This window comes from Tenacibaculum bernardetii, from assembly GCF_029125915.1.
Taxonomy (GTDB): Bacteria; Bacteroidota; Bacteroidia; order Flavobacteriales; family Flavobacteriaceae; genus Polaribacter; species Polaribacter bernardetii.
The window spans coordinates 54,661-69,201 of record NZ_JAQJCU010000003.1 but is presented as its reverse complement, the minus strand read 5'-3'; the positions used below and the strand labels follow the sequence as shown (position 1 = coordinate 69,201).

At 31.3% G+C, this 14,541-nt stretch carries 6 protein-coding genes; 5 read left to right on the top strand and 1 reads right to left on the bottom strand.

Features of this window, described 5'->3' with window-relative positions:
• Nucleotides 1-25 precede the first annotated feature (25 nt).
• From P2G10_RS03225 to P2G10_RS03210, 4 genes are all read left to right on the top strand, one after another.
• Entirely contained in the window at nucleotides 26-4,186 is a 4,161-nt protein-coding gene (locus P2G10_RS03225; protein WP_275315182.1) for a T9SS type A sorting domain-containing protein, read from the top strand.
• Between the two features lie 11 nt (nucleotides 4,187-4,197).
• Nucleotides 4,198-4,368, top strand: a complete 171-nt coding sequence (locus P2G10_RS03220; protein WP_218771212.1) for a hypothetical protein — start codon at nucleotides 4,198-4,200, stop codon at nucleotides 4,366-4,368.
• Nucleotides 4,369-4,432: 64 nt separating this feature from the next.
• On the top strand, nucleotides 4,433-5,542 hold the full coding sequence (locus P2G10_RS03215; RefSeq protein WP_275315181.1) for a hypothetical protein: 1,110 nt from the start codon (nucleotides 4,433-4,435) through the stop codon (nucleotides 5,540-5,542).
• Nucleotides 5,532-6,587 (top strand): nucleotidyltransferase family protein, encoded by a 1,056-nt coding sequence (locus P2G10_RS03210; protein WP_275315180.1) that lies wholly within the window; start codon nucleotides 5,532-5,534, stop codon nucleotides 6,585-6,587. The genes P2G10_RS03215 and P2G10_RS03210 overlap by 11 nt, the downstream gene beginning before the upstream one ends.
• Here the strand turns inward: P2G10_RS03210 and P2G10_RS03205 are convergent.
• The gene (locus P2G10_RS03205) at nucleotides 6,580-7,935 is read right to left on the bottom strand and encodes a UDP-N-acetylmuramate--L-alanine ligase (RefSeq protein ID WP_275315179.1); all 1,356 of its coding nucleotides are present in this window, start codon (nucleotides 7,933-7,935) and stop codon (nucleotides 6,580-6,582) included. The genes P2G10_RS03210 and P2G10_RS03205 overlap by 8 nt on opposite strands.
• A 175-nt stretch (nucleotides 7,936-8,110) precedes the next feature.
• Between P2G10_RS03205 and P2G10_RS03200 the strand changes: the two genes are divergently transcribed.
• Nucleotides 8,111-14,530 carry an alpha-2-macroglobulin family protein gene (locus P2G10_RS03200; protein ID WP_275315178.1) on the top strand — a complete coding sequence of 2,140 codons (6,420 nt, stop codon included), beginning with the start codon at nucleotides 8,111-8,113 and terminating at the stop codon, nucleotides 14,528-14,530.
• Nucleotides 14,531-14,541 lie beyond the last annotated feature (11 nt).

The window sequence follows — 14,541 nt, the reverse complement described above, 5'->3', positions numbered from 1 at the left end:
TTATATTTACCTAAAAATCAAGCAAATGACAAAAAAAATTACTCTAACAACAATAAAGATATTCAGTCTTTTTTTATTGTTTTTAACCGCAAATACCATTCATGCTCAGCAAGGTGATAATGGTACAATTGATGTTCCTGGCGATATTGCTATAATTGCTTTTAACAAAGTTTTTACACCAACATCAAAATCAGATTATGCTTTTTTACTATTGGATGATTGTATAAATCTTACTACCATTGTTTTTGATGACGAGGAATGGACAGGAAGTGCTTTTGGTTCACCTATAGGAGAGGGTGCAAATACTTGGATAAATGATACGGGTAGTACAATACTAAAAGGAACCGTTATTCAAATAAGTAGTGGAAATGATCTACCAACAGCATCTATGGGTTCCGTTACTGAATCAGATTCTGGTTTTAACTTAGCTGCTGGAGATCAATTATATGCCTATTTTGGCACAAGAGCTGCTCCAACTACATTTTTAGCGTTTTATGGAGAACTAACACCTACTAATGGAGAAATAGCTGTTTTATCAGGAACAGGGCTTGTAGCTGGAAGCACTGCTATATCGTCTAGTAACTTAGGCTATTATTCTGGATCTACAGTATGTAACGGAAGTACAGCTGACTGCTTAAACGCAATCAGTAATCCTCCTACAGGATGGACAACGGGTGAGTTTAATTTCCCAACAGGGGTTCCTTCTTCTTTTACAGGTAGTACTTTTGCAGCACCTAACACAGCGCCAGTAGCTACAGCATTTAGCACGCCAACAGTTGCAGAAGACGCTATGAATGTTACTCTATCAGGGGCAAGTATTTCAGATGCAGAGACAGCAGACACACAAACTGTAACTGTAACAAGTACAGGTGGTACTATTACTTTAGGTGGTTCTACAAGTGCTAGTGTAATGACTTCTGGAAATGCAGCTACAGTTACTACAGCTTTAAATGGCGCTACTTTTACACCTACAACAAATTTTAACGGCGCAGCAAGTATCAGCATTGTTTCAAACGATGGTACAGTAGCCTCTAATACAGCCACAGTAAATTTCACAGTTTCATCTGTAAATGACGAACCAAGTTTTACAGTAAGCCCGAAAGAAGTGGTTGATGAAGATGCAGGCCCACAAACTGTAACAGGTTTTGCAACAGCTTTAGAAGATGGAGATGCAGAAGTAACACAAACACTTCTTTTTAATGTGTCTAATAATAATAATGGCTTATTTAGTGCACAACCAGCTATTGATGCATCAGGTAATTTAACCTATACTACAGCAACTAATCTTTTTGGTACTGCAACAGTTATGGTAAACATTATGGATAATGGTGGCACAGCGAATGCTGGTGACGATGACACTTCAGATAATAGAACATTTACTATTACAGTAAATCAAGTAAATGATACTCCTGTTGTTATTACAAGTATTTCTGATGATACAGGATCAAGTAATACTGATTATATTACCAATGATAATAAACCAACTGTAAATGGTACAGCAGAACCAGGTAGTATAATTACTTTAATTATAAACGGTCTTCCAACAACTACTTTTGGAGTAACAGCAACAACAAATTCAATGGGAGTTTTCGCTTTTCGTTTTCCTGCCGTTTTTGGTTCTTTGCAAAACAACGCTACAGCTACGATATCAGCGCGTGCTGAATTGAATCGTATAACTTTAAGCTCACCAAATCAACCTGTAACTGTTGATATTTCTGCTCCAATAATTTCAAGTATAACTCGTCAAAATCCTACAACAAGCTCTACAAATACAGATGCTTTAGTGTGGGATGTAACTTTTGATAATGCAGTAGTCGATGTGGATACTACAGATTTTGCAGTAATAGGAACTACAGCTACAGTTTCTTCGATAACTAACCCTAGTGGAAATACATACAGAGTAACAGTTTCTGGTGGCGATTTAGCTGGTTTGAATGCCACTGTTACTTTAGGATTTAACGGAGGTCAAAATATTACTGATATCGCTGGTAATACATTAACTAATTTAACACCAACAGGAACTAACAGTGATAATTTTGTAGTAGATAATACCAACCCACTTATCAGTAGTATAACTCTTCAGAGTCCAACAACAAACCCAACAAATGCTGATGCTTTAGCTTGGGATGTAACTTTTGATGGTGCAGTTTCGAATGTGGATGCAACAGATTTCACTGTTAGTGGAACAACTGCTACAGTTGCTTCGGTAACTAACCCTAGTGGAAATACATATAGAGTAACAGTTTCTGGTGGCGATTTAGCTGGTTTGAATGCCACTGTTACTTTAGGATTTAACGGAGGTCAAAATATTACTGATATCGCTGGTAATACATTAACTAATTTAACACCAACAGGAACTAACAGTGATAATTTTGTAGTAGATAATACCAACCCACTTATCAGTAGTATAACTCTTCAGAGTCCAACAACAAACCCAACAAATGCTGATACTTTAGCTTGGGATGTAACTTTTGATGGTGTAGTAACCAATGTGGATGCAACAGATTTCGCTGTAAGTGGAACAACAGCTACAGTTGCTTCGGTAACTAACCCTAGTGGTAATGTTTATCGTGTTATGGTTTCTGGTGGAGATTTAGCTGGGTTAAATGGAACAGTAACTTTAGGATTTTCTGGTGGTCAAAACATTGCTGATGCTTCAGGTAATACATTAACTAATTTAACACCTACAGGAACTAACAATAATACTTTTGTAATAGACAATACACCTCCAGTGTATACTTGGACAGGAGTATCCAATAGTACATGGGGAGTCTCGTCAAATTGGAACCCAACAAATGTTCCTCCTGCGAATGCAGATATTATTATTCCTAGTGGTTTAAATAATTACCCTACAGCCAATGTTGCGGTAACATTTAATTCATTAACTATTAATTCAGGAGCTACTTTTAAGCCAAACAGCACTGTTACAGGGCCTGTTACTTATAAAAGAAACTTACCTACTACTAACTGGTATTTAGTTGCGGCACCGGTTAATGGTGAAACGCAACAAGACGTTATTGCAAGCCATACTTTTGCGAACGGAACAGGAAGTAATATTGGTCTTGGAGGATACTTAAATAATACCGGACCAAGTTGGATATATTCTACTGCTACTTCTACAGGAGCTATTCCTTCAGGAATTGGAATCTCTATGAAATTAACTGTACCTGGTGATGTATCTATCACAGGTAGTATAAACACATCTAATGTTAGCTTTCCTGTTAATCAAGGAACTAGAGATAACTTTAACTTATTAGGTAATCCTTATACTTCATATATAAATTCAGCTGCCTTTACTACCACAAATACAACTGTTCTTACAGAGGAAACAATTTGGTTATGGGATGGAACGCAATATGTAACATATAATGCTGTTAGTCCTATAGAAATTGCACCTGCGCAAGGGTTCTTTGTTGAGGCGAGTACTAATAATACTGTTTTATATAGCACAAGTAATAGAAGTCATCAAAATACTGATACTTTTATGAGACAAACTCCAAAAACTTCTTTTGAGCTATTTGTAGAAAATGATGCAAGTAAAAAATCAACTAAAGTATTTTACGTAGCTAACAAGACTACTGGTTTTGATAACGGCTATGATTCTAAAATATTTAGTGGTGTAAAAGAAGATTTTACTATATATACTGAGTTGTTAGAAAACAATAAAGGTAAAAAACTAGCTATTCAAACCTTACCAAATACTAATTTAGAAACAATGGTAATACCTATTGGGTTAACTACTGAAGCTGGAAAGGAATTAACATTTTCTGTTAGCTCTAAAAACCTTCCTGAAGGAATGGATGTATATTTAGAAGATAGAATTGCAAATACTTTTACAAATCTTTCTCAGGGTAATTATAAAATAACTGTAAAGAACACTAGTAAATCAACTGGGCAGTTTTATATTCATACTACTTCTAAAAAATTAGAGAATATACCTACTACACAAGAGTTACAAAATGTAAGTATTTATAGATCTACTAACAATACCTTAATTGTTGCTGGTTTACAAACTGATAATGCATCGTTAAACATTTACTCTATTTTGGGTAAAAAAATAATTAGCACACAATTTAAATCTACAGGAGTTCATATAATTAAATTACCAGAAATATCTAAGGGAGTTTACATTGTAGAATTAAAATCAGATTTAGGTAAAATTAGTAAGAAAATTATTTTAGAATAATATACAGCATCATGAAAAAACAAATTAAAAATAATAGTGAAGACATCTCTAGAAAAGAGGCTCTAAAAAAAATAGGTGGTTATGGTAAGTATGCAGCTTTAACCGCTTTAGGAACTTATCTTATTTTAAGTCCACAAAAAGCACAAGCACAAAGCCCTGGAGCTCCAGGAGAAGGCTTTTAATATCTTTTTATTTTTTTAACAATAAAACCCCGATTGTATCGGGGTTTTATTATTTTTACTACCTATGATTTTACAGCGAACACTAGAAAACAAAACTATCTTATGGCTTCAAAACAGCAACCAATACTTAATAGTAAAACCTATTGTTGCTGAGATTATTTCTCTTTTAAACAATCAAGTTACTAAAGAAGAAATCATAACTGCTTTATCTGATAAAAACAGCACCACAAACCACAAACTATCTGTTATTATAGATGATATTTCTAAATTATTAACCACACCGTCAAAGGAAAAACCTAATAATTATTTAGTTAAAAAACCTCAACTATTTCAACACCAATCTTATTATAAAATTAATGATGTTATTATTCATGTTCACTATTCTACCGAATATGAACGATTTTTAGTACATCCAAAATTTGCACACTTAGAAACTAGTAAACCTGAAGGTAAAATAGATTCATTTCATGTGTATAGTAACGACCAGCATATTTCTTTCTCTATAAATAATGAAGTTATAGAAACTTGGCTATTAAAAGATGTTCACTTTTTTCAGGGAAAATTTTCCATGAAAATAGTAGAACACATGCATCAAAAAATAGAAGATGAATGGCTTGGTGTTTTTCATGCATCTGCTATTAGTAATGGTATATCTTCAATGCTTTTTTTAGGCGATTCTGGCAACGGAAAAAGTACTTCTTTAGCGTTGTTACAAGCAAACGGTTTTACTTGCTTAGCAGATGACTTTGTTCCTGTTGCTGCTAAAAATAAACATATATATAGTTTTCCTTCTGCAATTTCTATTAAAAAAAATAGTTTACAAACACTATTACCAATATATCCTGAGCTAGAAAATTCTGCTGAATATCATTTTAAAAGATTGAATAAAATTGTTCGCTACATTGTACCTAACAACAATGATTACAAGCAAAAATTACCTTGTAAAGCATTGGTTTTTATTAAATATAAAAAAGATAGCGATATAGCTATTTCTAAAATTTCTAACCTAAATGCTTTAGAGCAATTAGTACCCGATTCATGGCTTTCACCTAAAATAGAAAATGCAAGTATTTTTTTAGATTGGTTTCTAAAAATTCCTTGCTACCAACTTACTTATTCTGATAATACAAAAATGATAAATACAGTCACTAAAATTTTTAATGATGACTTATAAAGAAACATTATTATTCGTTGGTAAATGCCTTACAATTACACATGAAAAACACAATCGTGAATTAGTTGAGCAATTATTAAAAACAGGAAATGTAAATTGGGACAATGTGGTAAAATTAAGCACATCTCATTATGTTTTTCCTGCTTTGTACTGTAATTTAAAACGGACTGATTTTTTACATTACTTACCTAATGATTTGGTTGCTTACATGCAGCATATAACAGCTTTAAACCGCACTAGAAATTCTGAAATTATAGCTGAAGCCAAAGAAATAAATGAGTTACTTCTTAAAAATAATATCACACCTATATTTTTAAAAGGGACAGGGAACTTACTTGATAACCTTTACGAAGATATTGCAGAGCGCATGGTTGGGGATATTGATTTTTTGGTTGATAAAAAGGAGTTTAAAAGAACTGTAAACATCTTAAAAAAAAGCGGGTATTCTCAAAAAAACGAAAAAAATATTGATAACACAATTCTTAATCGTCATTACCCTAAAATGACAAAAAAAAAGAAAACTGCAGCTATTGAAATACACTATAAAATGGTTACAAACAATGATTGGTTTAATTATAACTATGTATATACCGATATAAAAAAACTACCAGATACAACCACTGTACTTTCCTTTAATAATCAATTACTTTTAACGTGCTTTAACAAACAGATTAACGATAAAGCACAATGGACGAAAAATATTTCATTTAGGAATTCTTATGATTTATACTTACTCTCTAAGTTTACAAAAGTTAACAAAATACTTTCTATTACAAAAAAACCAGAAATAAGTTTCTTTACAAACTTCGTAGCCAGCACTTATCACTTTTTTAACCAACCAAATTCTTTAGAATATGTTAAAACAAATCAGTCTGAAAACTATGTAAATAAACAACTATATTTTATAGAACATCCAAAAAAAAGTGCTTTTAATCAAAAAAAGTGGGAATTATATTTTCTATATCATCATCGTTTTTCTGTTATTTTAAAAGCTATATATTTAAAAGAATACAGAACATATTTACTCAAAAGATTATTTAATTAACCAACCTCTTAACTTCATCAAAATCCAATCCTCCATAATTACCAGAACTCATTAGTAATAAAGCAGTATTTTCTAAATTCTGATTAAATAAGTACTCTTTAAACTCAGCAGGATTCGTATATATAATTAAATCATCACGTTTAAAAGCACCTGCAATTTGTTGTTCTGTAACCTCTTCTAGTTGCTTAATTTTTACTGCGTGTGGTGAATAAAACACTACTGCTTTGTCTGCTTTATCTAAAACACCTTTATACTCTGCTAAAAACTCAGCATTTAAACTAGAGTATGTATGCAATTCTAAACACGCTAATACTGTTCTCTCTGAATACTGTTTTTTAACCGCAATAGTTGTTGCTGCTACTTTACTAGGGCTATGCGCAAAATCTTTAAAAATTACTGATGTTTTATTTTCTGTAATTTTCTCTAATCGCTTACTTGCTCCTTTAAAACTAGCGATCGCTTCATAAAAATCATCTTCATCAACACCCATGTGCTGACAAATCCACTTTGCTCCTGCTAAGTTTTGTAAATTATGATCACCAAAAATTTCTAAAGGTAAATCTCCATCCGGAGTATCTAAATACGTAATTCCGTTATCAATAAAATAAGTAGGTGTTTTGTATGGATATTTTTTTATCGGATGGTTCGAGTTCTCTACAACTTCTTTTAAAATAGTATCCTCTTCATTATATACCATTATTCCGCCATTGGTAAGCGAATCTGTAAATATCTTAAACTGCGATACATAATTATCAAACGTCGGAAATACATTAATATGATCCCAAGCAATTCCTGTTAACAACGCAATATTTGGCTTGTATAAATGAAATTTCGGACGCATATCTATAGGAGAACTTAAATACTCATCTCCTTCTAAAACAATAAACTCATTTTCTTCAGTTAAATGCACCATGGTATCGAAGCCTTCTAACTGTGCTCCTACCATGTAATCAACTTCTCTTTCATGATAATTCAACACATGTAAAATCATTGAAGTAATGGTAGTTTTTCCGTGAGAACCACCAATTACTACACGTGTTTTATCTTTAGATTGCTCGTATAAAAATTCTGGATATGAATATATTTTAATACCTAACTCTTGGGCTTTCAACAACTCAACATTATCTTTCTTGGCATGCATTCCTAAAACAATCGCATCTAAATCGGTATTGATTTTTTCTGGAAACCAACCAAATTTTTCTGGTAATAATCCACGTTTTGCTAAACGAGATTTAGAAGGATCGTGAATTGTATCGTCGCTTCCTGTAATTTGGTATCCTTTTTGGTATAAAGCAATTGCTAAATTGTGCATTGCACTTCCACCGATGGCTATAAAATGAATTTTCATGTTTTAGGTATCTCTAGTATAAAGCAAAAATACAAAACCCTGTTAAAATTTAAGTATCTTTAAATCGAAACTCATTGAAAAGTTATGTTCACGCATTCAAATACTAATTTTACAAAGTTTTGGTTGTTATATTTAAGATAATTTAAGTGTTTTGATCTTATAAACGAATTCCGCTATGAAAAAATTGACATCTATTTTACTACTAATTTTATTTTCATCTGTTATACATGCCCAAGAAAATTATAAAAACCTTTGGGATGAAGTTCAGAAATTTGAAAAAGACAATCTTCCAAAATCAGCCTTAAAAGTTGTAAATATTATTTACGCTAAAGCGGAAGCAACTAAAAATTCTCCACAAATTATTAAAGCATTATTTTATAAAAGTAAGTTTTCGTTAACTTTAGAAGAAGATGCACAATTAAAAATTATCAATCAGTTTAAAGAACAGATTGCTAAGAGTAGTTTTCCTACAAAAAACGTATTAGAAAATGTTTTAGCTAATTTATATTGGCAGTACTTTAATCAAAATAGATGGAAGTTTTATCAACGTACCAAAACATCAGAAAAAATTAATGAAAACGATTTTAGAACTTGGGATTTAGATACGCTGTTTACTGAAATTCACAGCTATTATCAAAAATCACTAGCAAACGGATTACTCTTACAACAAACAGATGTTTCTGAATTTAGTGATATTTTACATACCGCTAAAAGCTCTAAAGAATATCGACCTACCCTATTTGATTTTTTAGCTCATAATGCACTAAAATTTTATAAAACACCTGAAACAAATATTACAAAACCTGCCTATCAATTTAAAATTGATAATCCGAAATTGATAAGTGATGCTGTTAGTTTTTCTACTATCAACTTAACTTCAAAAGATACTGTTTCACTTCAATTAAATGCGTTGAAAATTTATCAAGAACTCATAAGTTTTCATTTAAAAAACAACAATTTAAAAGCTTTAGCTACGGTAGATTTAGAACGCTTAAATTTTGTGAATCAACATGCTACTTTTAATGATAAGCACGAACTGTTTTTAAAAACATTAAAATCAACTGAAAACAACTATAAAAAACAAGAAATAGCTGGATTGTATAGTTACAAAATTGCTGAAATTTACAAACAACAAGCAAGCAATTACAAAGCCACCAAAAATGAAACTTTTCGTTTTAAAAACAAAGAAGCACTTACCATTTGTAATCGTGTAATTACGCAGTTTCCTAAAAGTATTGGCGGTAAAAAATGTGAAGCTTTAAAGCAGCAAATAAAAACAAAAGCGCTTTCAATTTTATCAGAAAAATTCAGCCTTATAAATACCACTTCTCGTTTATTAATTACTTACAATAATATTGATCATTTATATTTTTCAGCTTATAAAATAAGTAGAAATCAAGTTGAAAAACTAAATAATATTTATAAGGAAGAAGAACGCATAAATTTTATAAAAAAGCTAACAATAGCAACATCTTGGAATACTAAGTTAAGAAATGAATTTGATTATTTATCGCACTCAACCGAAGTTATCGTTCCTAAACTTGCACAAGGGAATTATTTAATTGTTGCCCATGAAAACGAAACTTTAAATACAACTGACTTGTTTGCTACTGCCAATATTCAGGTAAGTAATTTGGCTTTAATTGAAAGTTCAGATAACAACATAAAAACATATCAAGTAGTTGATAGAAATACAGGTAAACCGATTAAAAATGCTCAATTATTATTAAAAAATAAAGAGTATCGAAACAGAAAAAACATCAATCAGAAATTAACTACTGATGAAAACGGATTTGCTTCTTATAAAAGTAATCAGACTTATTATAACGTATCTATTACTGCTACAACTAAAAATGACAGTGCTGTTTTTGGCAACTACTATTTATACAAACATCAAGAATCAGGAATAAAAGAACAAGAAGAAAGCATCAAAATAAAACCGTTTATTTTTACTGATAGAAGTATTTATCGCCCTGGACAAACTGTTTATTTTAAAACTATTTTCATTCAAAAAAAGGACGATAAATCTACTCCTTTCACTAATGAATATGTTGAAGTTACCTTAAATGATGTAAACGGGCAAGAAGTTAAAAAGTTAGATTTAAAACTAAATGAATTCGGATCTGCTTCTGGTGAGATAATATTACCTAATAATGGTTTAACTGGCGAATATTCTTTTGATATTGATGAAAGTGAGAAAAAAGAAAGTACTTTTTACGATACTGTTGATTTCGATTTTGAAAGAGATGATTACATTACTACTATTTCGGTTGAAGAATACAAGCGACCAAAATTTGAAACAGATTTTAAACCAGTTATCGAAACTTTTAAACTAAATAATAGTGTTACCGTAAACGGATTTGCAAAAGCTTTTTCTGGAGCAAATATTACTGATGCTAAAGTAGTGTATCGTGTTCATAGAAAAGTACAATATCCTAATTGGTGGTATTGGCGCAGACCAAATTCATCGTCTGAAGCACAAGAAATTACACACGGAGAAAGTACCACCGATGCAGCAGGTAATTTTTCTATCAAATTTAAAGCACTTCCAGACGAGAATGTTTCTAAAATAGATTTACCAATTTTTAATTATGAAATTACGGCTGATGTTACCGATATTAATGGAGAAACCCGAAGTGCTACCACAATCGTAAAAGTAGGTTATCATGCATTAACGGCTTCTTTACATATCAATCCGATTATTGATAAAGAAGATAAACAGCATACAATAAAAGTTAACACCGAAAACTTAAACAACGAGTTTGCTGCTGCTAACGGAACTGTAAAAATTTACAAGTTACAAGCTCCTAAAAATCCGTTACGAAAAAGACCTTGGAATACTCCCGATTATCAAGATATTCCAGAAGATGAGTTTAGAAAATTATTTCCGCATGATGCTTATACTAAAGAAGAACAAAATGAAACTTCTTGGAAGAAAGGGAAATTGGTTTTTGAAAAAGAGTTTGATACTAAAAAATCGAAAGAGCTTATTTTTAAAAACATCAAAAGTTGGACTTCAGGTAAATATATTGCCGTTTTAACTACGCAAGATAAATTTAAACAGCAAGTAACCGACAAAGTTAATTTTACTGTTACTAGTGCTCGTGAGAAAAAAATTGCTGATAATAATTTATTTTTTATTAGCACTGATAAAACTAATTATTCGGTAAACGATATGGTTTGTTTAGAACTTGCTTCTGCGTCAAAAGATATTACAGTAATTGTTCAGGTTGAAAAAAACCACAAAATTGTAAACACTCAATTAGTCCATTTAAATAATAACGTAAAATCAATTGAAATCCCTGTAAATAAAGAAGATATTGGCGGCTTTGCAATTAAATACTACTTTGTAAACTATAATTCTTTTTGCAGCGGAGTTATTACTATTTCGGCTCCTAAAAATGAAGAACTTATTACTATTGAAACCACTACTTTTAGAGATAAACTAAAACCAGGTACTTCTGAAAAATGGAGTTTCACCATTAAAAATGATCAAAAAAATAAAGTAACTGCCGAAGTTTTAGCAAGTATGTATGATGCTTCTTTAGATGAGTTTAAACCTCATAATTGGCAATTTAACCCAATAACAACCTCCAATTATTATTCATACGGAAATACTGCAAACGCTCGCCAAAGTTTTGGTAATAATAGTTTTAGAATTTATAACCGTAGTTATTCGAATAACCGTTATCAACCTCAACAATATGATAAATTTAAATGGTTTGGGTTTAGTTTAAATAATCATAGTTGGACAAATGAAAGATACCTGAAAAAATTAAACCAAAGAGATAAAATTAAAACTTCGGGAAAATACTCAGGAACAATAAAAGGTATTATCTCTGATGAGTCTGGTCCTTTACCTGGCGTAACTATTATAATAAAAGGAAGCACAGAAGGTACTGAAACAGATTTTGATGGCGATTTTACAATCAAAGCTAAAAAAGGAGATGTTTTAGTTTTCAGTTTTGTTGGTATGCAAACTATTGAAAAAGTTATTGGTGATTTTTCATCTATAAATATATGGATGATTAATGATAGTGTTCTAGATGAAGTTGTTGTTATGGGGTATGGAACGAGTACAAAAAAAGCATTTACAGGAACAGCTCGTATGGCTCTTTCTGGAAAAGTATCTGGAGTCAATATTGAAAGTAATGAAGCTGATGAATCAGAAGTAAGCTCATCTGAAAACATTCAAAAAAACCAAGAAAAAATAGCCTTAAAAGGAATTCAAGTTCGTAAAAACTTACAAGAAACAGCTTTCTTTTATCCGCATTTAACAACCGATAAAAACGGAGATATTACCTTTAGTTTTACAACTCCCGAAGCGTTAACTAAATGGAAATTACAATTATTAGCACATACTAAAAAAGCGCAATCGGCTACAAAAACATTAACAACGGTTACTCAAAAAGAGTTAATGGTTATACCAAATGCTCCACGATTTTTAAGAGAAGGTGACAAAATAACGTTGAGTGCTAAAATTTCGAATCTGTCAAATAAAAACCTGCAAGGGATATCTCAATTAATTTTAACGGATGCGATTACAGGTAAAGAGATTAATCTGTTAGAAAACGCAACAAAAAATCAATCTTTTAAAGTTGATACAAACGGAAATACAAATGTTTCTTGGAATTTGGCTATTCCAAATACTGTACAAGGCGTTCAATATAAAATTATAGCCAAAGCCGGTGATTTTTCTGACGGAGAACAAAGTGTTTTACCAGTTTTATCTAATCGAATGTTGGTAACTGAAACACTGCCAATGTGGGTGCGCTCTAATCAAACAAAAACATTTACGTTAGATAAACTAAAAAACAATACCTCTACAAGCTTAAAACACCACAAACTAACGTTAGAAGTAACATCTAATCCGACTTGGTATGCTGTGCAAGCGTTGCCATATTTAATGGAATATCCGTACGAATGTAGCGAACAAACTTTTGCGCGTTATTATGCAAATACATTGGCGAGTCATATTGCTAATTCAAACCCAAGGATTCAAGAAGTTTTTAAACAATGGAAAACTTCGGATGCTTTAGTAAGTAACTTAGAAAAAAACCAGGAATTAAAATCGTTGATTATTCAAGAAACTCCTTGGTTACGAGATGCGCATTCTGAAACCGAACAAAAAAAGCGTATTGCCTTGTTATTTGATTTAAATAAAATGAAAAACGAGCAGCAAAAAAGCATCCATAAACTAAAAAACATGCAATTGAATACTGGAGGTTTCCCTTGGTTTAAAGGAAGTGATTATGCCAATACATATATAACGCAACACGTTGTTAGTGGATTTGGTCATTTAAAAAAATTAGGTGTACATAATTTTGATACTTCAACAACCGATATGCTTCAAAAAGCAATTCGTTTTTTAGATGAAGAAATAGAAGAAGAATATACTTATTTATTAAAGCAAGCCAATAAGATAAAAGAAACAAACGGCGTTATTAAATATGAAGAATATCTAAGTAAAAATCATTTAAGTTATTTTACAATTCAGTATTTATACATGCGTAGTTTTTATCCTGAAATTGCTTTATCAGACACCACTAAAAGCGCAATCAAATATTATAAAAATCAAACTGCTGCTTATTGGAATACTTATAAATTATATACCAAAGGTCAGATTGCTCTAATTCAATTTAGAAATAACCATAAAACTATAGCATCTAAAATTATCGAATCTTTAAAAGAAAATAGTATTACTTCTGATGAATTAGGTATGTATTGGAAAAGTAATGTTGCAGGATATTATAATTATGAAGCTCCTATTGAAACACAAGCTTTATTAATTGAAGCTTTTTCTGAAATTGAAAATGACACCAAAACAATTAATAACCTAAAAATTTGGTTATTAAAAAACAAGCAAACCAATCGTTGGCAAACAACCAAAGCAACTACAGACGCGGTATATGCTTTATTATTAAATGGAAGTGATTGGCTTTCAATAACCGATATGGTTGCTATTAAAATAGGAAATCAAAAAATTGACCCTGCAAAGCTAAAAAACGTAAAAATTGAAGCTGGAACAGGTTATTTTAAAACCTCATGGAATGAAAATGATATAAAACCAACTATGGCAGAAGTAACGATTTCTAAAAAAGGAAACGGTATTGCTTGGGGAGGATTGTATTGGCAATATTTTGAAGATTTAGATAAAATCACATCAGCTGAAACTCCGCTAAAATTAAAGAAAAAACTATTTAAAAAGATAAATACTGATGCAGGTAAAGAACTTGTTGAGATTACTGATACAACGGATTTAAAAGTTGGTGATTTAATTACCGTAAGAATTGAGCTTCGCTCCGACAGAGACATGGAGTTTATCCATATGAAAGATATGAGAGCTTCTGGTGTAGAACCAATAAATGTGATTTCGCAATACAAATGGCAAGACGGCTTAGGTTATTATCAAGCAACAAAAGATGCTGCAACAAATTTCTTTTTTGATCGTTTACCTAAAGGGGTTTATATTTTTGAATATGATGTGCGCGTAAATAACTCAGGGAATTTTAGTAACGGAATTACAACAATACAAAGTATGTATGCGCCTGAATTTAGTAGTTATTCAAAAGGAAAACGATTAGTTATTAAGTAACTTTGCTTCCA

What these genes read in the sequence shown, in the direction of transcription:
- P2G10_RS03220 (WP_218771212.1), top strand. Translation starts at nt 4,198, where the DNA reads ATGAAAAAACAAATTAAAAATAATAGTGAAGACATCTCTAGAAAAGAG.
- P2G10_RS03200 (WP_275315178.1), top strand. Translation starts at nt 8,111, where the DNA reads ATGAAAAAATTGACATCTATTTTACTACTAATTTTATTTTCATCTGTT.
- P2G10_RS03210 (WP_275315180.1), top strand. Translation starts at nt 5,532, where the DNA reads ATGACTTATAAAGAAACATTATTATTCGTTGGTAAATGCCTTACAATT.
- P2G10_RS03215 (WP_275315181.1), top strand. Translation starts at nt 4,433, where the DNA reads ATGATTTTACAGCGAACACTAGAAAACAAAACTATCTTATGGCTTCAA.
- P2G10_RS03205 (WP_275315179.1), bottom strand. Translation starts at nt 7,935, where the DNA reads ATGAAAATTCATTTTATAGCCATCGGTGGAAGTGCAATGCACAATTTA.
- P2G10_RS03225 (WP_275315182.1), top strand. Translation starts at nt 26, where the DNA reads ATGACAAAAAAAATTACTCTAACAACAATAAAGATATTCAGTCTTTTT.